Source organism: Achromobacter sp. 1011791174, from assembly GCF_059760925.1.
This window is the reverse complement of record NZ_JCBANH010000041.1, coordinates 29,694-52,039: the sequence shown is the minus strand read 5'-3', so window position 1 is coordinate 52,039 and position 22,346 is coordinate 29,694. Positions and strand designations below refer to the sequence as shown.

The following is a 22,346-nucleotide window of genomic DNA, read 5'->3' as shown; positions in this document are numbered from 1 at the left end:
GCCCGCCCGCGGCAAAGGTCGGGCGCCGCGGCGAGGCCGCCAGGAGCAGGACGCTCAACGCGCCGGCAACGAAATACGCCAGGGGAGCCCGGTTTCCCGTATCCGGGAGCAGCCCGCCCCAGGCCGGCGGCCCGATCACCTCGGCGCCGAGCAGCAGCCCCGACAGGGCCGCCGCGCCCGCCAGCGCATGGCCGGCTCCCAGGCATATCGAGCGGCGGTCCAGACGCCCGCCCACGTGGCGCACGGCGGCCGCGATGTTCACGTAGATCAGCAGGTAGCTTGCGGTGAGGAACAGCATGTCAGCGCGACGCCGTGCCGGGCGCCGCCCTGGCGCCGCCAAAGAAGGTACGTCTCACGACCGGCTTGCGCCGGCCCGCGCCCGCGCCATTGGCCGGAGGCGCCGCGTCGTCGGCCGGGTCCGGCCGTGCGATCAGCGCATGCAGCACCCGCAGCGAACGCGCGTACCGCGGCCTGGCGGCCACGCCGCTGCGGTAAGGCGTCGCCACGCAGCTGGCGGCCGCTCCCAGCCACCAGGCGGCCAGCAGCCGGGCGCACTCGTGGCCGTCCAGGCCCAGGCGCAGTTCGCCCGCCGCCTCGGCCCGCCGCAGCAGCCCGCGCAGCAGGCGGAACTCGCGCAGTCCCAGGGCCAGCGTCTCGCGGCGTATGCCCGCGTAGTCATCCGCATAGTCATAGGCCCAGGCCAGGATGCCGAAGACGTTCCGGGCATGCGGGTCGCCCTGCAGCGCCTCCATCCAGCGCTGCGCGCACGCCAGCAGCGCGGGAACGACGGGTCCCGGCGCCAGCGCGAGACGCCGCAGGTCCTGCAGCAGCGGCAGGCGCCCCCGGGCCAGGACCGCTCTCAGCAGTTCGGCCTTGCCACGGAAGTGATAGCTCGCCGCGCCGCGCGACCAGCCGGCCTGCGCCGCGATCGACTCCACCGAGGCGTGGGCGCCGCCCCGCAGGCGGAAGCCGCTTTCGGCGGCATCGAGCACCGCATCGCGCGTCGCGCCGGCTTCGCCCTGCTTGCGTCTGGCCATGTGCGGCTCCCTTGTCTCAACGCCGAGTTGCGGCCTGCGCCACCACGTCGTCGTTCCCGCCGCGCCAGCCGCCGCCCAGGGCGCGGAACAGCGAGGCCAGCGCGGCCTGGCGTTCCGTGCGGACCTCGATCAGCGCGATCTGGTTGGCGAAGTCGCTGCGCTGCGCGTCCAGGTAGCGCAGATAGTTGTCCACGCCGCCGCGATAGCGCGCCTCGGACAGGGCCAGCGCCGCCTGGCTGCTGGCGGCCTGCGCGCGCTGCGCGTCTTCCTGCCGGCGCAGCGTGTCGGTGGCCGCCAGCGCGTCCATGACTTCGCGGAACGCGGTCTGGATGGACTGTTCGTACTCGGCCACCGCCATGTCCTTGCGCAGCTTGGCCAGGTCCAGATTCGCCAGATTGCGGCCGGCGTCGAAGATCGGCAGCGTGACCTGCGGCGCGAAGGACCAGGCGCGCTGGCCGCCCTTGAACAGATCCGACAGGTCCGAACTGGCGCTGCCGAACATGCCGGTCAGCGAAATGCGCGGGAAGAAGGCGGCGCGCGCGGCGCCGATGTCGGCGTTGCGTGCCTTCAGGCGATGCTCGGCGGCCAGGATGTCCGGCCGGTTGGCCAGCATCTCGGACGGCGTGCCCGCCGCCAGCTGCTGCACCAGCATGGGCGTGGCGCCCTCGTGCGGCGCCAGATACGGGCTCATGTCGCTGACGCCGGCCAGCAGCGTCAGCGCGTTGGTGGACTGGCGGAACTCGCGCTCCATGCGCGCCAGGTCGGCGCGGGCCTGCTCGGTCAGTCCCCTGGCCTGTTCCAGGTCCAGCGCGCTGCCGATGCCTTCGGCGCGGCGCCGCTCGATCAGCTGCAGCGACTGCTCGCGCGAGGCCAGCGTCCGTTCGGTGTGCAGGCCGCGCTCCCTGGCGCTTTCACGCGCGAGGTAGGCATCGATCACTTCCGCGATCAGGCTGATGCGGGCGCTGCGCGCGCCGCTCTCGGTGGCCAGATACTCTTCCAGCGCGGCTTCCGACAGGCTGCGCACGCGCCCGAACAGGTCCAGCTCGAAAGCGGTAACGCCCAGGCCGGCGCGCCACTCGCTCTGCACGCCCGCCCTGCCGCTCGGGTTCAGATCGACGGGATTGTGCTGGCGCGTGCCGCTGGCCTGCGCGCCGATGGTCGGCAGCCGGTCGGCGCGCTGCACGCGGTACATGGCGCGGGCCGCCTCGACGTTGAGCAGCGTCTTGCGCAGGTCCCGGTTGTTGGCCAGCGCCGTCTCGATCAGCCCGCGCAGCGACGGGTCGGTCACGAAGTCGCGCCATTCCAGCGAGGCGGCCGACGGGCCGGCATCGGACGCGGCGGCCGCCTGGCCGTCCACGCTCCATTGCTGCGCGATGGGCGCGGCCGGGCGTTCGTAGGTGGGCGCCATGGCGCAGCCCGACAGCGCGGCCAGGACCGCCGCCGCCGCGACCAGCGGCTTGAAACGCCGATAAAGATCTTGCAGGGAATTCATCGTTCACTTTCCTTGATTCGTCGTGGGGTGGCCCGCCGTGGCCGGCGCCTCGCGGCGCGCGGTCAGCGCATACCCGCCGGCGCACAGCGCCGCCAGGCCCAGCGCGCTAAGCGCGGCGGCCATCGCGAAGCCGCCGGCGTCGCTGGCGTTCAACATGGAGAAGACGCTCATGAACTTCATGCCTTGCCCTCCGTGGCCGCGACCGCGTCCGCCTTGGACTTGCGGCCCTTGGCCAGCGACAGCGTCCAGACGAAGAACACCGGCACGAACAGCACGCCCAGGAAGGTGGCGCTGAGCATGCCGCCCAGCACGCCGGTGCCGATGGCGCGCTGGCTGGTGGCGCCGGCGCCGGTGGCGATGACCAGCGGCACCACGCCCAGGATGAAGGCGACCGAGGTCATCACGATGGGGCGGAAGCGCAGGCGCGCGGCCTCGATCGCGGCTTCCTTCAGCGAACGGCCCTGCTCGTGCAGATCCTTGGCGAACTCGATGATCAGGATCGCGTTCTTGGCGGCCAGGCCGATGATGGTGACCAGGCCCACCTTGAAGTACACGTCGTTGGGCATGCCGGCCACGATCACCGCCGCCACCGCGCCCAGCGCGCCCACCGGCACGATCAGCAGCACGGACGCGGGAATCTTCCAGCTTTCGTACAGCGCGACCAGCACCAGGAACACCACCAGCAGCGCCAGCGCCAGCAGCATGGGCGCCTGCGAGCCCGTGGCCTTTTCCTGGAACGACAGGCCGGTCCATTCGTAGCCGATGCCCGGGGGCAGTTCGCCGATCAGGCGCTCGACTTCCTTCATCGCCACGCCCGTGCTGCCACCGGCCGCCGCATCGCCGATCAGCTTGATGCTGGGGTAGCCGTTGTAGCGGATCAGCTGGATCGGCGCGTGCTTCCAGCCGATTTCACTGAAGGACTCCATCGGCACCAGTTCGCCGGCACGGTTGCGCACGTTGAGCTTGGCCACCGATTCCGGCGTGGTGCGGCTTTCAGGCTGGGCCTGCACGATCACGCGCTGCATGCGGCCCTTGTTGGGGAACTCGTTGATCAGCGCCGAGCCGAAGGCGGTGGACAGCGCCGAGTTGATGGCGTCGAACGGCACGCCCAGGGCCTCGGCCTTGTTGCGGTCGATGCGCAGGTCCAGCGCCGGCGCGTCGGACAGGCCCTCGACCATCATGTACGAGAAGATCTGCGGGTTCTCGAACACCTTCTTGATCAGGGTTTCGGTGGCCGACAGCAGGGCCTCGCGGCCCAGGCCGGCGCGGTCCTGCAGGCGCAGCGCGAAGCCCGAGGAGTTGCCCATGCCTTCGACCGAGGGCGGCACCACCGAGAACAGCGTGCCATCGGGAACCAGCGCCAGGTTCTGGTTGGCCTGGTCGGCCTCGGCCATGGCCGATTCATTCTTGTCGCGCTTGGCCCAGTCCTTGAACATCACGAAGCCCAGGCCGGCGTTCTGGCCCTGGCCGGAGAAGCTGAAGCCCTGCACCGTCAGCACATCCGAAACGGCCGGGCGCGTGCCCAGGTACTGCTCCAGGTGCTGGGTCGTTTCCAGCGTGCGCGACAGCGTGGCGCCCGGCGGCAGCTGCACGTCGGTGTTCATGTAGCCCTGGTCCTCGGTCGGCAGGAAGGCCGACGGCAGGCTCGTGTAGACATAGCCCAGCCCGCCCACCAGCGCGGCGTACAGCAGCATCATGCGGCCGGTGCGTGCGAGCAGGCGCGCGTTGGTGGCCGAATAGCGGTCGGTCATGCGGGCGAACACGCGGTTGAACCAGCCGAAGAAGCCCTTCTTCTCGTGATGACCCTTTTCAATGGGCTTGAGCAGCAGGATGCTGAGCGCCGGCGTCAGGGTCAGCGCCAGGAAGCCCGAGAACAGGATGGACACGGCCAGCGACACCGAGAACTGGCGGTAGATCACGCCCACCGAGCCGGTCATGAAGGCCAGCGGCAGGAACACGGCGGCCAGCACCAGCGTGATGCCGACGATGGCGCCGCTGATCTGGCCCATGGCCTTGATGGTGGCGTCCTTCGGCGACAGGCCTTCCTCGGCCATGATGCGCTCGACGTTCTCGACCACCACGATGGCGTCGTCCACCAGGATGCCGATCGCCAGCACCATGCCGAACATGGTCATCATGTTGACGGAGAAGCCCAACGGCAGCATCACCGCCAGCGTGCCCAACAGGCAGATCGGCACCACGATGGTGGGAATCAGCGTATAGCGCAGGTTCTGCAGGAACAGCAGCATCACCAGGAACACCAGGACGACGGCCTCGGCCAGCGTCATCAGCACCTTGGAGATGGCCACCTTCACGAAGATGGAGGTGTCGAACGGCACGCTGTACGACACGTCGCTGGGAAAATTCTTCGACAGCTCGGCCAGGCGGGTCTTGATGCCCTGGGCGGTTTCCAGCGCGTTGGCGCCGGGCGCCAGCTGCACGCCCATGGCGGCGGCCGGCTGGCCGTTCAGGCGGCTGGACATGCGGTAGTCCTGGCGTCCCATCTCGACGCGGGCGACGTCGCCCAGGCGCACGGTGGAGCCGTCCGGATTGGCGCGCAGCACGATGGCCTCGAATTCCGGAATGCTGCTGAGCTGGCCCTCGACCATGATGCTCGCGGTGATTTCCTGCTCGGACGGGCTGGGCTGCTCGCCGGTGGAGCCGCCGGAAACCTGCATGTTCTGCGCGGCGATGGCCTTGTTGACCTCGTCGACCGACAGGCCGTAACCGACCAGCTTGGCCGGATCGATCCAGATGCGCAACGCGCGCTCGGCCGCGAACATCTGCACCCGGCCCACGCCCGGCACGCGCCGGATTTCATTGTTGATGTTGCGGGCCGCGTAGTCGGCCAGGCCGACCTGGTCCTTGCCCGCGTCCTTGTACGTCAGCGCGTAGATCAGCAGGAAGCTGGAGCTGGCCTGTTCCAGTTGCAGACCCTGCTGGACCACGGCCTGCGGCAGGCGCGATTCCACCCGCTTGATGCGGTTCTGCACATCCACCTGCGCCAGGTCGGGGTTGGTGCCCGGCTCGAAGGTGACGGTGGTTTCGGCGACGCCGGCGCTGTTGCTCTGCGACTCGTAGTAGAGCAGGCCCTTGGCGCCGTTCAGTTCTTCCTCGATGAGGCTGATGACGGTGTTGTTGATGACCTCGGCGGACGCGCCCGGATAGGTCGCCTTGATGATGACCTGGGGCGGCGCGACGCTGGGGTACTGCGCCACCGGCAGCGAGGAAATGGCGAGCAGGCCCGCCAGGGCGATGAAGATCGCGATCACCAACGCGAAGTTGGGCCGCTTGATGAAGAAATTCGGCATGATGGAATCCGTCTGGGCTCAGGGCTGCCGCGGCGCGGGATGCGGGGCGGCGCGCGGGGCGGTCGCGCTCATTGCGCGGCTTGCTGGGCGGGCGCCTGGGCGCCGGCCGCTTGCACGCGCAGCGGCGTGCCGGGCGGGATCTTGGCGGCGCCGTCGACGATGACCTGGTCGCCCGCGGCCAGTCCCTGCGTGATCTGCCATTCCGATCCCTGCATGGCGCCGGTCTGCACCGGACGCTCCTGCGCCTTGCCGTCGGCCGCGACCAGCACCTTGGCCTGTCCGTCGGCGCCGCGCATGACGGCGCGCTGCGGCACGAAGATGGCGTTGCTCTGCACGCCCTGCTCGGCGCTGACGCGCACGTACATGCCCGGCAGCAGCAGTCCGTCGGGATTGCTGAACTGGCCGCGCAGCATCACCTGGCCCGTGCCCGGATCCACCGAAACGTCGGAGAACAGCAGCTTGCCCTTGGCCGTGTAGCCGGTGCCGTCGACGCGCACGCTGACCGCCGGCTCGGCCTGCGCCCCGGCCGCCGCCTCGCGCAGCTTGAGCAGCGCGTTGACGGGCTGGCGGAAGTCGGCATAGACCGGATCGAGCTGCTGGATCAGCGCCATGGGCGTGGATTCGCCCTGGCCCACCAGACTGCCCTCGGTCACCAGGCCCCGGCCGATGCGGCCCGAGATCGGCGCGCGCACGCTGGCATAGCCCAGATCGAGCTGGGCGGTCTTGACGTCGGCCTGCGCCGACACCTGGTTGGCCTTGGCGGTCTGCAGGGCGGCGACGGCATCGTCGTATTCCTGACGGCTGACGGCCGCGATCTTCACCAGCGGCTGGTAGCGGTCGGCCAGCGCCTGGGCCTGGCGGACCTGGGCCTGGGCCCGCGCCAGCGCGCCCTGCGCCCGGGCCAGCGCGGCTTCGAACGGGGCCGGCTCGATCGTGAACAGCAGGTCGCCTTCCTTGACGGTCGCGCCTTCCTCGAAGTGGCGCTTCTGGACGATGCCCGCCACCCGGGCGCGCACCTCGGCCACGCGCACCGGCGAGATCCGGCCCGGCAGGTCGGCCAGGATGGCCTGGGATCGCGGCGCGACGACGAGCGGGGCCACGTCGATGGTCTGGTCTTGCGCCGCCTGGGGGTCCTGGCCGCCGCATCCGGCGAGCAAGGCGGTCAGGCTTAGGGCCGCTGCACTGGCTCTGAACTGGGTCATGTTGTCCTCTGGCATTCCGATGCCGCCCCGAGAGTGAGGCGATTCAGGACCGTATGATATTGATCAGAACAAAATAAGTCAACTTAGATTCAAATTAATTTTTGTGAACTCATTTAATTCGTATTAGACTGGCAACCATCGATTTTTACAGTTAGCTGAATCCAGTCAGATCATTAGGATCTGACCCTGTTTTTTATCCGGAGAAATCCATGTCCGACCCCCTAGACGACAAGCTGGCGCGCGCGCTGGCGCTGTCGATCGCGCAGCAACCCAGGGCCAGCCTGCAACAGCTGGCGCGCGCCGCCGGGATCAGCAAGGCCACGCTGTACCGCATCTCCCCCACCCGCGAAGGCGTCATCGAGCTGTTGATGACCCGGGCCATCCAGCACCTGCAGGACGCGCCGGCCCGCGCCGACCTGCACACGCCGCCCTATCCGGACGCGCTGCAACGGCTGACCGACGTGGTCGTGCAAGGCCGCGAGTACTACGTGTTCTGGAATCACGCCGAATGGGTGCGCATGATCGACGCCAGGACCGAAACGGCCGACCTGCCCCTGCCCTCGTTCTACGGACAGACGCTGGAAACCTTCTTCCTGAACGGCCAGAAGGCCGGCGCCTTCCGGATCGATGTGCCGGCCCTGTGGCTGGTGCGGGCCTACGATTACCTGCTGTACGCGGCGATGGACGCGGTGCAGCGCGGCGAGATCGCGCCGCTGGGCATGGGCGCCATGGTGCAGAAACTGTTCCTGGAAGGGGCCACGGACGTCCGCGGCTGACGCGCATGGTGGAGCGTTCATGACGGTCCGGTTGCAGACCGGGCCGCGCTCCACATTCCTTCCACAATTCCTCGACAGTCGAGCAACCTTGGGCGCGCACACTCGCTCCGCGACTTTTACGGAGATCCGCGTCCATGTCCATCGATACCGCCAGCCTGCTGGCAGATGAAGCCCGCTATTGTTCGTTCGGCGATACGGTGCATTACGTCAATCCGCCCAAGATTTTCACGGGCTGCGAAGGCAGCTACATGTACGACGACGCCGGCACCGCGTATCTGGACCTGCAGATGTGGTACTCGGCCGTGAACTTCGGCTACAAGAACAAGCGCCTCGAACAGAAGATGATCGAGCAGCTGCAGTCCTTGCCGCAGGTCGCCAGCCAGTACCTGCACCCGACCAAGATCGAGCTGGCCAAGTTCATCGCGCAAGATGCGGAAAAGAAGTGGGGCCACACGGGCCGCGTGCACTTCAACGTGGGCGGCGCCCAGGCCATCGAGGATTCGCTCAAGGTCGTGCGCAACGCCAGCGGCGGCAAGAGCCTGATGTTCGCCTTCGAGGGCGGCTACCACGGCCGCACGCTGGGCGCCTCCAGCATCACCTCCAGCTACCGCTATCGCCGCCGCTACGGCCACTTCGGCGACCGCGCGCAGTTCATCCCCTTCCCCTACCCGTTCCGCCGCCCCAAGGGCATGACGGCCGAGGAATACTCGGATTCCATCGTCAAGGAATTCGCGCGCAAGTTCGAGAACGAGTACCACGCCATCTGGGACCCCAAGACCAACCAGTGCGAGTACGCGGCCTTCTACGTCGAGCCCATCCAGGGCACGGGCGGCTACGTCGTGCCGCCGCCGAATTTCTTCAAGGGCCTGAAGAAGGTGCTGGACGATCACGGCGTGCTGCTGGTGGTCGATGAGATCCAGATGGGCTTCTGGCGCACCGGCACGCTGTGGTCGGTCGAGAACTTCGGCGTCAAGCCGGACGTGCTGGTCTTCGCCAAGGCGCTGACCAACGGCCTGAACGCGCTGTCGGGCCTGTGGGCGCGCGAAGAACTGATCAACCCGACCCTGTTCCCGCCGGGCTCCACGCACTCCACCTTCGCCTCCAACCCGCTGGGCACCGCCCTGGGCCTGGAAGTCATGAAGATGACGCACGAGATGGACTTCGGCCGCCAGGTGCGCGAGTCGGGCGCCTACTTCCTGGAAGGCCTGCGCGACCTGCAGAAGCGTCACCGCGAAATCGGCGACGTCGACGGCCTGGGCCTGGCGCTGCGCGCCGAGATCTGCACCGAGGACGGCTTCACGCCCAACAAGGCGCTGCTGGACAAGATGGTCGACATCGGCCTGGCCGGCGACCTGGACTTCCAGGGCGGCAAGCGCGGCCTGGTGCTGGACGTGGGCGGCTACTACAAGAACGTGATCACGTTCGCGCCGTCGCTCATGATCAGCCGTTCGGAAATCGACGAGGCCATGGCCCTGCTCGACCAGCTGATCTCGCGGGCCAAGCGGGCCTGATGCCGGGGCAGTCACTGCGCAACGCACTCGAGCCGGCTGCCCTGCTCGAGTGCTTCCTGGCGCATCCCCCGGAAGGCTTCAAGATCATCGAAGGCCTGCCGCTGCCGGCCTTCGCCGCGCCGTTCGATCTGCTGACGACGGCCGACGACGACTTCAAGACGCGTATCCGCGGCCTGCCGGGCCACGGCTGGTGGTCGCGCTGGCTCACGCTGCGCGCCGCCTTCATCGGCACCACGGTCAGCGAGTACGCCTTGCTGCCGGCCGCCGCCGATCCCGATGCGCTGGCGCGGACGCTGCGCCAGGGGCCGGGCAGGCAATACGCCCTGACCATCTTCAAGGATCTGCCGCTGCGCTCGCCGCTGCTGTCCGAGGCCGACAACGCGCTGGCCGACCAGGTCGTCCAGGCCTGCACGGAGCAGGGCTTCGTGGTGCTGGACGGCCAGGCGCTGGCCTACGTGCCCATCGACTTCGCCGACGGCGACGCGTATCTGGACCGCCTGCCCAAGGACGCGCGCCGCTACCTGAAGCGCAAGCTGCGCAGCCGCGAGCAGATCGCGGTGCGGCGCGTGCCCACGGGCGAGGCCTACGCCGACGATGCCCGCGTGGACGCGTACTATGCGCTGTACGAGCAGGTCTACGCCCAGAGCGAAATCCATTTCGACCGCCTGACGCGGCCCTACTTCGCGGCGCTGCTGCGCGACGGCGGCAGCGGCGGCATCGTGTTCGAATACCGGCATGCCGAGACTGGCCAGATGCTGGGCTGGAACCTCTGCTTCGACGACGGCGAACGGCTGACCGACAAGTACATCGGTCTCTCGTATCCGGCCTCACGCGAGATGAACCTGTATTTCGTGAGCTGGATGGTCAACCTGGAATACGCGCTGGAACGCGGGCTGCGGCACTACATCGCCGGCTGGACCGATCCCGGGGTCAAGGCGCTGCTGGGCGCCCGCTTCACCGCCACGCGCCACGTGGTCTATGTGCGCAATCCGCTGCTGCGGGCCGTGGCCCGGCGTTTTTCCAGCCGCTTCACCACGGACAGCCAATGGATCACCAAGTAGAACAATCCGCCCTGCGCCACCCGCCCGTCGTGCTGGACACCGACAGTTCCGTCGGCGCCCTGCCCGGCGAGATCCGGCTGGCGCTGAACGACGACTGGCGCGAGGCGATCCGCTTCGGCTGCCGCCAGGACGTGCTGCGATCCTGCATGCGCAACCTGACCAGCCGCATGCCGGCCCCCGCCGACCACGGCACCGTCTTCATGGGCAGCGGCGACTTCCATCACCTGAGCTGGCCGCTGATCGAGCGCTGCGCGGCGGGGCGCGCCCCCGCCAGCCTGCGCGTGGTGGTGCTGGACAACCATCCCGACAACATGCGCTTTCCCTGGGGCGTGCATTGCGGCTCCTGGGTGCGCCGCGTCGCGCGGCTGCCGCAGGTGGCGCACGTGCACGTCATCGGCATCACTTCCGGCGACCTGGGCGCCGCGCATGCCTGGGAACACAACCTGGGCTCCGTCTGGAGCGGCAAGGTCACGTACTGGAGCACCGGCGTCGATACGCGCTGGTCGCGCTGGCTGGGCCTGGGGCCGCGCTTTCGCAGCTTCCCCGACCGCGCGACGCTGGTGGAGGCGGCCCGCCAGGAGCTGGCGGCCAGGCCGATGGATACCTATTTCAGCATCGACAAGGATGCGTTCTCGGCCGACGAGGTGCGCACCAACTGGGACCAGGGCGTGCTGCTGCGCGCCGACCTGAAGACGCTGGCGCAGGCCTTGCATGGCCAGATCGTCGGCAGCGATGTCACCGGCGATGTCTCGGTCTGGCACTACCGGACCGCGTGGAAGCGCTGGCTCAGCGCCGCCGACGGCCAGGACACCGCGCACCAGGACAGGGAACTGCCGCAATGGCAGGCGCGCCAGAACGCGTTCAACTGGCAGATCGTCGAATTGCTGGACGCGGCGCGCGCGCGCTGAAACGGTCTTGTGTCCGCGCCCGCCATGGGGCGGCGCGGCGCCCGCGGGCCGGACCGCCCGGCCGGGCAAGCGGCGGCGGGCCATGCCCGCCGCGCGCGACCGTCAGGCGCCGTGTTGCGCCGGCTGCCCCGCATGCTCGATCTTCGGCACCGTCGAGGACTCGCTGACCGCCAGGCAGCAGATGCCGCCCAGGATGAGCACCGTGCCGAGGATCTGCGGCCAGCCGATGGGCTCGCCGAACCATACCGCCGAAATCACCAGCACCGCGACGATCTCCAGATACGAGGCGGCGAAGGCCGGCCCGATGGGCGCGTGCTTGAGCAGCACCATCCACGTGAAGAATGCACCCAGGTAGCCGATGAAGGCGCCGTAGATCCAGGGCTGGCCGAACACGCGCAGCAGCCACGCCGGCGAGAATTCCAGCGGCAGCGCATGCTCGCCCGCCACCTTGAAGCTGATCTGCGCCAAGGTGTCGAACGCCATCAGCGCCAGGAAACCGATCAGATAGAAACGCCGCATTGCCTTACCCCTTCAATCCCACGATGCCCACGCCCAGCGACACCAGCAGGATGCCCAGCACCCGCAAGGGCGTGAGCCGCTCGCGGAAGAACACCCGGCCCAGCAGCATGACGACCACGATGCTGATCGATCCCAGCAGCACGCCGTCCGACAGCGGCACCAGGGAGATGAACGCCAGCCACAGGACGAATTCCAGCACGTAGCAGCCTATGCCCAGCCACAGCCAGGGCCGGCGCGCCATCCGGCGCCAGCGGCCCGCGCCCTCGCCCAGCTTCGGATCGACCGCGGCGGCCTTGAAGATCAGCTGGCCCACGCTGTCGAACAGCAGGTTCAGGATCCACAGCGTCACCACCAGCGGTGTCATTGCCTCATTCCACATCGGCGCCGCCCCCTGGCTTCGCGCCCTCGACCAGCTCGGTCACGAAGGCCGCCGCGCGAGCGATGACCACCCGACGCTCGCGGTCGATGGTGATCATGTGATAACTGTCGTCCAGCAGTTGCAGCGTGACGGGCGCGTTGACGGCCCGCCGCTGGATCTCGTAGGCGTTCGACACCGAGGCGATGTCGTCGTTGCGCGCGTGCATGACCAGGCAGGGCGCGCGCAGCGCCGGCATGTTGCGCAGCACCGAGCGCGCCAGCTTGTGCATTTCCACCACCGACCACCAGGGGTTGCCCGGCAGGCCCGAGGCGGCGCTGTCGCCGGCGTGCATCTGCGAAACCACGCGGGCGCGCAGCGCCTCGTCCTTGATGCCGTAGGGCGGCTGTTCCATGAACACGCTGCGCCGGCCGATGCCCAGCGCGCGCATGACGGGCAGCAGGCAGGCCAGCTTGGTATAGCGCGGCATGCTCCAGCCGTCGTGGCGGAACGCCGGCGACAGCGCCAGCACGCCGGCGATGTGCTCGGGACGCTCCTGCGCCAGGGCCAGCGCCAGCACGGCGCCCATCGACAGGCCGCCGACCACCACGCGGTCGACGCGGCGCGACAGCAGGTCCGCGCCGCGCCGCACGCTGGCCAGCCAGTCCAGCCAGCTGGTGCCGACCAGATCGTCCAGCGTGCCACAGTGACCGGCCAGCTTGACGGCGTACACGGTGTAGCCCTGCAGGTGCAGGCCACGCGCCAGCACCCGCATCTCGTTGGGCGTGCCGGTCAGGCCGTGGATCAGCAGGATGCCGGTGCGCGCGCGCTCGCCCTGCCCTTCGAGCAGGTACTCATCGGCCAGCATTTCCAGCGGCTCGGCGCGTTCGCGCGCTTCGCCCCGGAGGTATCCCGCGCCGGGCGGCGCCAGGACGGTGGCGGCCTTGTTCATGCCGTGGACTCCTCGTTCTGGCCGGACAGGATCAGGGGCAGGCGCGACAGCGCCTCGTCGAAGTCGACGAAGGCGGAATGCACGATGCCGTTGGCGCGGCAGTGATCCAGCAGCTTGGCCTTGGCCAGCACGTGCTCGGCCTTGCCCGAAACGCAGAAGTCCGAGCTGCCGTCGCCCACGTACAGCACGCGCTTGCCCGCGGCTTGCTGCCCGGCGAGCTGGCCGCACTTGCAGTTGGCGCTGGCGCAGTCCGGCCGCGACCAGGGCGTTTCCAGCTTCCAGCGGCGCGGCCCGGCCGGCAGCAGCCGGTTGGCCACGATGGGCAGATCGCCCATGCCCTCGCGCGCCAGGATGACCTGGATGGCGTAGTCCAGCCCGTCGCTGACCACCTGCACGCCGATGCCGAGCTGGCGGGCCTGGTCGACGAAGCGGACAAAGCCCGGATCGACATGGACCTGCTCCAGCGCCTCGCGCAGCTCGGCCACGCTCATGTCCAGCAGCGCCACCTGGCCGCTCATGCACTCGCGCGAACCGATCTCGCCGCGCTCCCAGGCGTCTTCCAGGTCTTCCCAGCCCGGCATGCCGTGACGCTGCAGCAGCGTGTCGGTCACGTCCTGCAGGCTGATGGTGCCGTCGAAATCGCACTGGATCGTCCATTCCGGAACGGTCGCCTTGCCACCGTTCCAGCGCACTTGCAGCTCGAAGTTGTCATTCATGGAAAGTCACTCTCACGTTTTGGCCGACGATCGCCTCTGCCGGGCCGTCGAATTCCAGGATGCACTCGACCACGCGCACAGGACCGCGCTGGGCGTCGTCCTGCAGGCGGCCGTTGCCGTAGATGGGGCTGATGCGCACCAGCTTGGCCGAAGGCAGAGCGGGCGCGGCCGCCGCCGAGTCCATGTCGGACGCCACCGTGGCGCGCATGCCCACGCGCACCGAGGCGACGTAGGCGGAATTGAGTTCGGCGCGCACGATCAGCGGGCGCGCGGGCAACAGCGTCAGGGCCGGGGCGCCCGCTTCCAGGCGTCCGCCCTGCCGGGCCGTCACGCCCACGATCACGCCGTCCTCCGGCGCGCGCAGCTCGAGCTGCTGCAATGCGACCTTGGCCTGTTCCAGGCGCTGCTGCGCGACCGCCGCCTCGGCCGTGGCCACCGCCACGTCGGACTGGGCGTCGCGCAGACGCTGCTGCGCGTCATCGGCCAGCTGGGGCTGCGCGGCCCCGGCGCGCACCGCCTGCGCATAACGCGCGGCGGCCTGCTTCAGCTCGGGCAGGCGGCCCTCGGCGGCCTGCTGCCGCGCGCGGGCCAGCTTCAGCTCGGAAGTGGCGACCGCGACGGCGGCCGAGGACACCTGGCTGGCCTGCGCCAGCAGCAGCTGGCCACGCTGCACGCGGTCGCCCTCGCGCACCGTCAGGCTGGCCACCGTGCCGGCCAGCGCCGGCGCCAGCGCCACCAGCCCGCCGTCGACTTCGATCTTGCCCCGGGCGACCGCCGCCGCGCGCTGGCCGTCCCGCGCCGGCTGCCGTTCCACCGTCTCCTTGGGATCGCTGCGCTCGGAACACGCGCTCAGCGTCAGGACCGCCACGATGAGGAGCGCGCGCCAACGCGCGCCCGACGAATGCTTCATGCTTTTGCTCCTAGTGAATCTGTGGCGATGCGCCGGTCGCTGCGTATGGCCCCGTCCTCCATGCCGACGACGCGGTCGGCATGCCGGACCAGGCGTGGATCATGGCTCACGCACAGGACCGTGGCCCCGTGGTTGCGGGCGAAGCGATGCAGGATGTCCACGACCCGTTGGCCGTTCTCCGCGTCCAGCGCGCTGGTGGGTTCGTCGGCGAACAGCAGCTCGGGCTCCTTGGCGATGGCGCGGGCGATCGCGACCCGCTGTTTCTCGCCGCCGGACAGCTGCGCCGGGCGCATGTGCGCCCGATGCGACAGGCCGACCTCGTCCAGCGCACGGCTCGCCAGCCGGGCGCTTTCCTGGTCGCGCATGCCCAGGTAGCCCAGCGGCAGCTGGACCTGTTCCAGCGCCGTGAGCGCCGGAAACAGGTTGAAGCCCTGGAACACGAAGCCCGTATGGTGCAGCCGGAAGCGCTCGAGGTCGCGGCGGCTCATGGCGCCCAGGTCCTGCCCCAGCGCATGGGCCTTGCCGTCATCCGGATGCTGCAGGCCGGACAGCAGCGACAGCAGCGTGCTCTTGCCACAGCCGGACGGACCGGAAATCAGCGTCAGCTCGCCCGGATACACGGCCAGCGACAGGCCTTGCAGCACCTGCACCTTCACCACGCCGGACAGGAAGGCCTTGCCCAGCCTGAAGGCTTCCAGGCTCGGCTCGACCGTGGCCTGGACTTCCGGGGACATCGAAAAATCACGTTTCATGACCGTCTCCATCAGCGCAGCAGCAGGGCCGGATCGGTGCGGATCAGGCCGCGCACCGCCATCACGCTGGACATCAGCGCCATCAGCGCCACCAGCGCCGCGCAGCCCAGGGCCGCCGTCAACGTCATGGCCACCGGCACGTGATAGAACACGGCCACCGCCAGCAACAGCGCGCTGGCCACGGCCGCCAGCACCATGCCCAGGCCGCCCACCAGGCAGGCCTGCTCGATCACGACGCGGGCCAGCGCGCCTCGGCTCGCGCCGAGCGCGTTCAGCGTGGCGTACTCGCGCGCCGACGCCGCCACCACGGCCGCGAAGGACTGGTTGGTGATCACCGCGCCGACCAGGCAGACGATCAGGGCCATGAACAGCACGGCCATGCCCGCGCCGGTATCCAGCAGCCAGTACTGCTGTGAGCGCTGCGCGAATTCCTGGGCCGTCCAGACCTGCAGCGGACCGAAGCTGGCGTCGCTTTGCGCCAGCCGCGCCTGCACCGCCGGCGCCCGCGAAGGATCGGCCAGCCGCGCCACGTAATAGGTGCTGCCCCGGCCGGCCTGCGGTCCGCCAATGACGCGCGCCGAATCCAGCGAGGCCAGCACGTTCACGCCGCCCAGGCCGCGCAGCCCCGCTATCGCGGCGACCACGCGCACCGGGTGCCCGTTGATCCAGGCCTTGCCGCCTTCCGCCACGCCCAGCGATTCCAGGTCCGCCGAATCGACGATCACCGCCCCCGGCTCGCGCAGGCGCTTGCGCAGGTCCGGCGGCAGCAGCTTCGAGAACAGCATGGCGTCGGGGCCGACGGCAATGCCGGACAGATAGATCGACACGCTGCCGGCGTCGACGCGCTCGGGCGTCCAGTCGCCATCGACCCACTGGTAGGGCTCGACCGCCACGACCTCGGGATCCATGCGCAGCCGCATTTCGGCGTCGGCGCTGACCGTGCGGCCGAAATTGACGCTTTGCGTGCCGGGATAGCCGGCCCAGAGATCGGCCGAGGACGCGTTCACGTATAGCGCGGAAGCGCCGAAAATGCCCAGCACCAGCGCCGCCTGCACCACCAGCATCAGGCCGGAGAAGCCGACCGCCAGCACCACGGGCACGAAGCGCCGCCATTCATAGACCAGGGTCTTGCGCGCCAGGGCGATCATGGACGCACCTGCCGCGGTTGTTGCGCCTGCTCTTGCGCCTGCTCTTGCGCCTGCTGTTGCGCCTGCTGTTGCGCCTGCTGTTCCGGCTGAGGCTGCGGCGCCAGCGGGGCGCCGCCCAGCGCCTTGTAGAGCGCGACGAAGGCCAGGGTCCGCGCGCCGCGCGCCAGCGCCACGTCGGACTGCGCCTCGAGCAGCGCGCGCCGGCCCTCCAGCCCGTCGTAGGGGCTGGACAGGCCAAGCGACGCCAGCTTGCGCTGCGAGCCGTTGCGCCGGTCCAGCACCCTCCGCGCCTCGTCCAGCGCGGCGATGCGCTCGCGTTCGCGAGCCAGCGCGGACAGCGATTCCTCGACTTCCGACACGCCGGACAACACCGCCTTGCGGTAGCCGGCCAGCGCCGCGGCGATGCCCTGCTCGCCGGCCTTGACCTGCGCCTGGCGGGCGCCCCAGTCCCAGAGCGGGATATCGATCGTGGGACCGCCGGCCGGAACGAAGTTGTTGTTCGAGCGGTGGTTCTGCGTCATGTTGTACGCGTACAGCACCGAACCACCCAGGCTCAGGCGCGGATACAGCGCCGAGCGCGCCATGCCCAGCCTTGCGGCGGCCCGAAGCACTTCGGCTTCGGCCTCGCGGATGTCCGGACGGGTGCGCAGCAGGTCGGCCGGCACTTCCCCCAGGGCGAAACCGGGCAGGCCCTGCGACGGCGCCACCGCGCTCCAGCCGGGATCCGGCGCGTCGCGGCCCAGCAGCAGCGCCAGCGCGCGCGCCGACCGGTCGGCCGCCAGGCGCATCGACGCCAGCGCGGCCAGGGTGCGCTGCCGGCGCACGCTGGCCGTGTCGGCGTCCTGCGGCGTGCCCAGGCGGGTATTCAGCCGCACCTGCGCCAGCCGCTCGGCCTCGCGGTCCAGCTCGGCCATCTGCGTCAGCAGCGCGATCTGACCGTTGGCCACGCCCAGGTCCAGATAGTTGCGCACCACGGCCGCGACCACCGACACGCGCAGGCCCTGCTCGCGGGCGGCGGCCAGGTCGGCATCCGCGCCGGCCTGCAGCCTGCTGCTCTCGGCCGCGCCGAACAGGCCCAGCTCCCAGACCATGTCGATGCTGGCGTGGAAATAGGAATCCTTGGCCTGGGCGTCCTGCACCGGGCGGGCGCCGACCCCGAAACCCGGCAGGTAGCGCGAGCGCCAGCGACCGGCGACCTCGCGCTCGCCCTGCAGCAGGCGCGCGGATTGTTCCAGGTCCAGGTTGCGCCGCAACGCTTCCTCGACCAGCGCGTTCAGTCGCGGATCGTCCAGCGCCGTCCACCAGGACCGCAGATCGACCGCGCGCGCGCCCTCGCCGGCCGCCTGGGACCAGGCGGCGGGTACCTGCGCCGGCAGCTCCGGCACGGGCACCGACATGCAGCCCGACAGGAGCGCGCTTGCCAGCAGCGCGGCGCAGCGGAGTTTGAACGATTCAGGACAGCGATGCATGGGTATCTATGGCGTAGCGGACGGCGGCAGCCGTCACGGTTGGCTGGATAACATTGCCAGCATGCCCCCGCGACGTTGCGGGGCCATGCAGGGTTTATGGAGAATTGATGGACGCGGCCGGGCGCATCACGCGAGGGACGCCTGCCTGCGCCCCGCGGACGCCTTCGCGTCCCGGCTGATCACGGGAAAGCAGACCTGGATCCGCATGCCGCCGCGCACCGAGCGATCCGCCAGCACCGACCCGCCCTGCTGGTCCACCAGCGCGTGCACGATCGACAGTCCCAGGCCCGAACCGCCATGCATGGCGCTGGGCTGGTGCGGAAAGCGTTCGAACGGACGGTCGCGCATGGACGCCGGCAGCCCCGGCCCCGCGTCGCTCACCGCCAGCACGGCCTGTCCGGCGTGTATGCGCACTTCCACGCCGATCCAGCGCCCGCTGGCCGCGTGGCGCAAGGCGTTTTCCACGAGGTTGGCGAAAATCTGGCGCAGCCGGTCCGGGTCGGCCATGATCAGCTTGCCCTGCGCGGAGGCGGGCAGCTGCGTGTCCACCTCGAAGCCCTTCTCGGCCAGCCTGGCCTCGAAGCTGGTCAGCGCGTCGCCGACCAGCGCCACCAGATCCACGGGCCGGGTCTGCAGCGACAGCCGGCCGACCGAAGCCAGCGACAGCGTGTGCAGGTCCGCGACCAGGCGGCCCAGGTGCAGGGACTGGTCCAGCAGGCCGCGCATTTCCTCGTCGCTGACCGGGATGACGCCGTCGCAGATCGCGTGCAGGCGGGCGCTGAGCACCGCGATGGGCGTGCGCAGCTCGTGCGAGATGGAGGCCAGCGTCACGCGCTGTTCCCGGTCCAGCGTTTCGAGCGAATCGATCATGTGATTGAAATCCCGCACCATTTCGGCCATTTCGCCGCGTGCCTTGCCCACATGGGCCCTTACCGTGAAATCCCCCAGCGCCACCCGGGTGGCCGCCGCGGCCATCGAATCCAGCGGCAGGGTGATCACCTTCGAGATGAAGAACCCGGACGCCAGGCCCAGCGGCAGCCCGAGCAGCACGGTGAACAGCAGCGCGAGCTTCTCGCCGCGCATGGGATCGACGGCCCAGTATTCGCCGTAGATCTGCATCGCGCGCGGACCGTCTTCCAGCCCGCGGGCCGTGAGATCGTCCAGCTCGGCGCGCACTTCCACGGGCAGGGATTGCTGGAACTCGCGGTGCTCGATCTTCCAGAACATGACCTGGGTGCCGGCGAGCACGGCCAGCATCAGGGTCATGGTGACCGAGACCGCCAGGCCGAAGCGGATCCAGATGCGGTCTAGTTTTCGCGCCATAGACGGTATCCGACGCCGCGCACGGCCTCGATCATGTCGGCCTGCCCGACCGCATGCAGCTTGCGCCGCAGCTTGGAAATATGCGAGTCGATGACCCGCTCAAGCGCGTCGCTTTCCGGCAGGCAGTGCTCGATCAGGAATCCGCGCGAGAAGCAGCGCCGCGGCTGGGATGCCAGGCAGGCCAGCAGGCGGAACTCGGTCAGCGTCAGTTGCAGCGGCACGGAGCGCCCGCCGCCCACGTGCGCGACCGCGACGTGGTCCTGCTCGTCGATCTCGATGCCGCCGACGCGGATGGGCGCGGCGTTCGCATGCGCCCCCGCGCGCCGCAGCACGGCCCGCAGGCGCGCCACGACCTCGGCGGGATTGAAGGGTTTGACGACGTAGTCGTCCGCGCCCAGGCGCAGCCCCAGCAGCTTGTCGACGTCATCGGCCAGCGCCGTGACGATGATGACGGGGGTCTGGCCTTCGTCGCGAATGGCGCGCAATACGTCCAGCCCGTCCATGCCCGGCAGATTCACGTCCAGCAGGACCGCGTCGGGACGCAGCTCGCGGAACAGCCGCATGGCCTCGACGCCGTCCATGGCGGAGCAGGTGCGAAAGCCGTCGCGGCGGAGATAGGCCTCCAGGACGCCGACGATTCCCGGCTCGTCCTCGGCCACGAGGACGAGCCGCTCCGTGAAGGTGTTCAGGGATGGATTGGGAAAAGACATGGTTTTGCTGCAAGCGTGGGGCATCTGCGGCGTATCGGCCGGCGGCAAGCTGGCCCGGGGTGCGCCGCCCTGCTTGCCCGCCCAGGTCGAACTGTCGAACAGGCCGGTTACGGATGCCAGGATGCTGTCACGTTTCATTCAGGAATCGACAAGGAATCTTTGTGATTTTGTAAAGTTCTATCCATCTTCCCGATCCCCAAATGGGCGTCGGGCCAATCCAGGCCATCTGCCATTCCTTTCGGGCCTCGCAGGCCCGGCCGCGCAGGACGAAGCCGCGCCTGCCTGACGGCCTCGCGGCGTCGGCTTCGCGGCAACTTCGGCCCCCAGGCGTGGATACGCTTCCCCGGACACAGAATAGTAATAATTCTTATTCTATAGCGAGCCTTCCCCTCTGGCTCTGCTACAGCGGGAAAGGATATCGCGAACACCTTTCAAATTGCATCCTGGGCCGACGGAATGTAGGCCGGATACCACGTTCGGTCCGGAAGCTTGACGCGCCTCAAACTGAAATAATTTCTCCATACAGAAGCGCTGGCGCCGGCAACAGAGGCGCCAGCGTCTGCGGTTCGCGCGGTCAGCCTGGCCCTGCTACTGGCCCCTTTTTTCAAACTGGAACATGACCTGCTTCCGGAAGGCCGCCCCATCACCGCATTGCAGCGACCCGCAATGGCTGGTCAAGGTAGCCGCCGTGCACAGGATGAAGCCGCCGCGAACGCGCAGCGGATGAATATCCGAAGCCCCCCTGACAGGGGCGTGGGGCATGACAACGGCTGGACGGCACCCGCGCCAGATCACGCCAGCAGATGCGCCGAGATCCGCACCAGCATCTCGTCCACGTCGCGCACCTGCACGGCGCCGGGCAGCGCCACATCGCCATGCATCACGAACACCGGCGTCCCCCACTTCAGGCCCAGCGCCATTTCCGACAAAGTGCCCATATTGCCGCCGATGGCGGCCAGGCACACGGCGCTGCGCGCCACCAGGGCGTTGCGCATTTCGCCCATGCCCGTGGCGACGGCGACGCTGAGCCATTCGTTGGCGTTGCGATCGTCATCCTCGGGCAACAGGCCGATGGCAATGCCGCCGCCGTCGCGCGCGCCGCGTGAAGCCGCCGCCATGACTCCGCCACGCCCGCCATTGACGATGCTCATTCCGGCCTGCGCGAGCGCGCGGGCCACCCTGTAGGCGGCTTCGCAGACGCGCGGATCGCCATCGCCGGGCCCGATGATGCCCACGGGACGCAGATGGCGCCGCGCGCCGCATTGACGTTCGGCCAACTGCGCCATCGAGGAAGCCCAGGGCGCTATTCGCAACGGCGTGTCCGCTCGGTTCTTTTCCATGTCTTCGAATCCCGCTGGGTAAGGTATGCCCGTGATTGCACAGGCGCTTCAACGGCGCCGCCGGGCAAGCGCGTCGCCCACGCCCATGACGGCGACGCACAGCGCCATCAGCAGCAGCGACAACGCCGCCGCCACGCCGAAATCCGACCCGCCGTCGCCGATCTGGGCATAGAGCATCAACGGCAGGATATTCAGCTGCGTGCCCGCCAGGGCCAGCGCCGTGCCATAGGTCCCCATGGCAATCGCCGCGACCAGGCAGGCATTGGCCAGCACCGACGGGGCCACCTGCGCCAGCACCGTGTCGCGGAAGGCGCGCCAGCGCGTCGCGCCCAGGGTACGCGCCGCCAGCATGGGCCGCAGATCCAGGTTGGCGAAAACCGGGTATAGCGACAAGGCCACGCGCGGCACCAGGTAATAGACATAGGCGAATCCCAGACCGGTCGCGCTGTAGATCCAGGCGCCGACACGGGCGGGGTCGGCGCCCGCGCCGGCCAGCAACTGCGTGACGAAGCCCGCCCGACCATAGCCAAGAATGAAACCGTAGGCGATGACCAGACCCGAAAACGCCAGCGGCATGCCCAGCAGCGTGATCATCCAGCGCCTGCGGCGCTCGGGCTGGCGCGCCAGTTCCACGGCCACCGCCGTCCCCACCAGCGCCGACACGCCCCCCGCGGTGAGACCCAGGGCGAGCGTATTGCGCAAGGCGCCGGGCAGCAGCGGATTGGCGTACAGCCGCGCCCAGGCGCCGCCGTCTTCGGCGAACGCCTCCAGCGCCAGCGCGGCCAAGGGCAGCACGAAGAACAGGCCCATGAAGGCCCAGGCGGGCCAGGCGCCGAAACGACCGATCATGGCGC

General features: G+C 69.3%; 22 protein-coding genes. 4 read left to right on the top strand and 18 right to left on the bottom strand.

Annotation, left to right across the window (positions count from 1 at the left end):
* The 6 genes from AC6LJ5_RS16000 to AC6LJ5_RS15975 form a co-directional block, all read right to left on the bottom strand.
* Nucleotides 1-298: hypothetical protein (locus tag AC6LJ5_RS16000; protein WP_498140976.1), on the bottom strand; the 298-nt coding region annotated here is incomplete at its 3' end.
* 1 nt (nt 299) lies between these two features.
* Nucleotides 300-1,037 (bottom strand): TetR family transcriptional regulator, encoded by a 738-nt coding sequence (locus AC6LJ5_RS15995; RefSeq protein WP_103275644.1) that lies wholly within the window; start codon nt 1,035-1,037, stop codon nt 300-302.
* A gap of 16 nt (nt 1,038-1,053) precedes the next feature.
* Nucleotides 1,054-2,529, bottom strand: coding sequence for an efflux transporter outer membrane subunit (locus AC6LJ5_RS15990; RefSeq protein ID WP_498140975.1), 1,476 nt, complete (start codon nt 2,527-2,529; stop codon nt 1,054-1,056).
* 3 nt (nt 2,530-2,532) lie between these two features.
* Nucleotides 2,533-2,709: a hypothetical protein gene (locus AC6LJ5_RS15985; protein ID WP_498140974.1), complete on the bottom strand. Its 177-nt coding sequence runs from the start codon at nt 2,707-2,709 to the stop codon at nt 2,533-2,535.
* On the bottom strand, nt 2,706-5,840 hold the full coding sequence (locus tag AC6LJ5_RS15980; protein WP_103275646.1) for a multidrug efflux RND transporter permease subunit: 3,135 nt from the start codon (nt 5,838-5,840) through the stop codon (nt 2,706-2,708). Before AC6LJ5_RS15980 ends, AC6LJ5_RS15985 begins: the two co-directional genes overlap by 4 nt.
* 68 nt (nt 5,841-5,908) lie before the next feature.
* Complete coding sequence (locus AC6LJ5_RS15975) at nt 5,909-7,042, bottom strand: efflux RND transporter periplasmic adaptor subunit (protein ID WP_103276605.1); 1,134 nt, start codon at nt 7,040-7,042, stop codon at nt 5,909-5,911.
* A 209-nt stretch (nt 7,043-7,251) separates the two neighbouring features.
* On the opposite strand from AC6LJ5_RS15975, the gene AC6LJ5_RS15970 reads away from it, so the two are divergent.
* The 4 genes from AC6LJ5_RS15970 to AC6LJ5_RS15955 all read left to right on the top strand — a co-directional run bounded on the left by AC6LJ5_RS15970 (nt 7,252) and on the right by AC6LJ5_RS15955 (nt 11,298).
* Nucleotides 7,252-7,818 carry a TetR/AcrR family transcriptional regulator gene (locus AC6LJ5_RS15970; protein ID WP_498140973.1) on the top strand — a complete coding sequence of 189 codons (567 nt, stop codon included), beginning with the start codon at nt 7,252-7,254 and terminating at the stop codon, nt 7,816-7,818.
* Between the two features lie 134 nt (nt 7,819-7,952).
* Nucleotides 7,953-9,329, top strand: a complete 1,377-nt coding sequence (locus AC6LJ5_RS15965; protein ID WP_103275648.1) for an aspartate aminotransferase family protein — start codon at nt 7,953-7,955, stop codon at nt 9,327-9,329.
* Nucleotides 9,329-10,390 (top strand): GNAT family N-acetyltransferase, encoded by a 1,062-nt coding sequence (locus AC6LJ5_RS15960; protein WP_392409825.1) that lies wholly within the window; start codon nt 9,329-9,331, stop codon nt 10,388-10,390. The genes AC6LJ5_RS15965 and AC6LJ5_RS15960 overlap by 1 nt, the downstream gene beginning before the upstream one ends.
* Nucleotides 10,375-11,298 (top strand): hypothetical protein, encoded by a 924-nt coding sequence (locus tag AC6LJ5_RS15955; protein ID WP_498140972.1) that lies wholly within the window; start codon nt 10,375-10,377, stop codon nt 11,296-11,298. The genes AC6LJ5_RS15960 and AC6LJ5_RS15955 overlap by 16 nt, the downstream gene beginning before the upstream one ends.
* A 102-nt stretch (nt 11,299-11,400) precedes the next feature.
* Here AC6LJ5_RS15955 and AC6LJ5_RS15950 read toward each other — a convergent pair whose 3' ends face one another.
* From AC6LJ5_RS15950 to AC6LJ5_RS15895, 12 genes are all read right to left on the bottom strand, one after another.
* A complete protein-coding gene (locus AC6LJ5_RS15950) occupies nt 11,401-11,817 on the bottom strand; it encodes a DMT family transporter (protein ID WP_103275651.1) in 417 nt (138 codons plus the stop codon).
* Nucleotides 11,818-11,821: 4 nt separating this feature from the next.
* The gene (locus AC6LJ5_RS15945; RefSeq protein WP_103275652.1) at nt 11,822-12,181 is read right to left on the bottom strand and encodes an EamA family transporter; all 360 of its coding nucleotides are present in this window, start codon (nt 12,179-12,181) and stop codon (nt 11,822-11,824) included.
* Nucleotides 12,182-12,185: 4 nt separating this feature from the next.
* Nucleotides 12,186-13,124: an alpha/beta hydrolase gene (locus AC6LJ5_RS15940; RefSeq protein WP_369869710.1), complete on the bottom strand. Its 939-nt coding sequence runs from the start codon at nt 13,122-13,124 to the stop codon at nt 12,186-12,188.
* Nucleotides 13,121-13,840: an MtnX-like HAD-IB family phosphatase gene (locus tag AC6LJ5_RS15935; protein WP_498140971.1), complete on the bottom strand. Its 720-nt coding sequence runs from the start codon at nt 13,838-13,840 to the stop codon at nt 13,121-13,123. Before AC6LJ5_RS15935 ends, AC6LJ5_RS15940 begins: the two co-directional genes overlap by 4 nt.
* The gene (locus AC6LJ5_RS15930) at nt 13,833-14,750 is read right to left on the bottom strand and encodes an HlyD family secretion protein (RefSeq protein WP_103275654.1); all 918 of its coding nucleotides are present in this window, start codon (nt 14,748-14,750) and stop codon (nt 13,833-13,835) included. Before AC6LJ5_RS15930 ends, AC6LJ5_RS15935 begins: the two co-directional genes overlap by 8 nt.
* Nucleotides 14,747-15,502, bottom strand: a complete 756-nt coding sequence (locus AC6LJ5_RS15925; protein WP_103275655.1) for an ABC transporter ATP-binding protein — start codon at nt 15,500-15,502, stop codon at nt 14,747-14,749. The genes AC6LJ5_RS15930 and AC6LJ5_RS15925 overlap by 4 nt, the downstream gene beginning before the upstream one ends.
* Before the next feature lie 11 nt (nt 15,503-15,513).
* Nucleotides 15,514-16,650: an ABC transporter permease gene (locus tag AC6LJ5_RS15920; protein WP_392409829.1), complete on the bottom strand. Its 1,137-nt coding sequence runs from the start codon at nt 16,648-16,650 to the stop codon at nt 15,514-15,516.
* The gene (locus AC6LJ5_RS15915) at nt 16,647-18,119 is read right to left on the bottom strand and encodes a TolC family protein (protein ID WP_498140970.1); all 1,473 of its coding nucleotides are present in this window, start codon (nt 18,117-18,119) and stop codon (nt 16,647-16,649) included. Before AC6LJ5_RS15915 ends, AC6LJ5_RS15920 begins: the two co-directional genes overlap by 4 nt.
* A gap of 126 nt (nt 18,120-18,245) precedes the next feature.
* On the bottom strand, nt 18,246-19,442 hold the full coding sequence (locus tag AC6LJ5_RS15910; RefSeq protein WP_498140969.1) for an ATP-binding protein: 1,197 nt from the start codon (nt 19,440-19,442) through the stop codon (nt 18,246-18,248).
* Nucleotides 19,427-20,152: a response regulator gene (locus tag AC6LJ5_RS15905; protein ID WP_103276608.1), complete on the bottom strand. Its 726-nt coding sequence runs from the start codon at nt 20,150-20,152 to the stop codon at nt 19,427-19,429. The genes AC6LJ5_RS15910 and AC6LJ5_RS15905 overlap by 16 nt, the downstream gene beginning before the upstream one ends.
* 791 nt (nt 20,153-20,943) lie before the next feature.
* Nucleotides 20,944-21,492 (bottom strand): TIGR00725 family protein, encoded by a 549-nt coding sequence (locus AC6LJ5_RS15900; RefSeq protein ID WP_103275658.1) that lies wholly within the window; start codon nt 21,490-21,492, stop codon nt 20,944-20,946.
* A gap of 48 nt (nt 21,493-21,540) precedes the next feature.
* Nucleotides 21,541-22,341, bottom strand: coding sequence for an ABC transporter permease (locus AC6LJ5_RS15895; protein WP_498140968.1), 801 nt, complete (start codon nt 22,339-22,341; stop codon nt 21,541-21,543).
* Between the last annotated feature and the right edge of the window lie 5 nt (nt 22,342-22,346).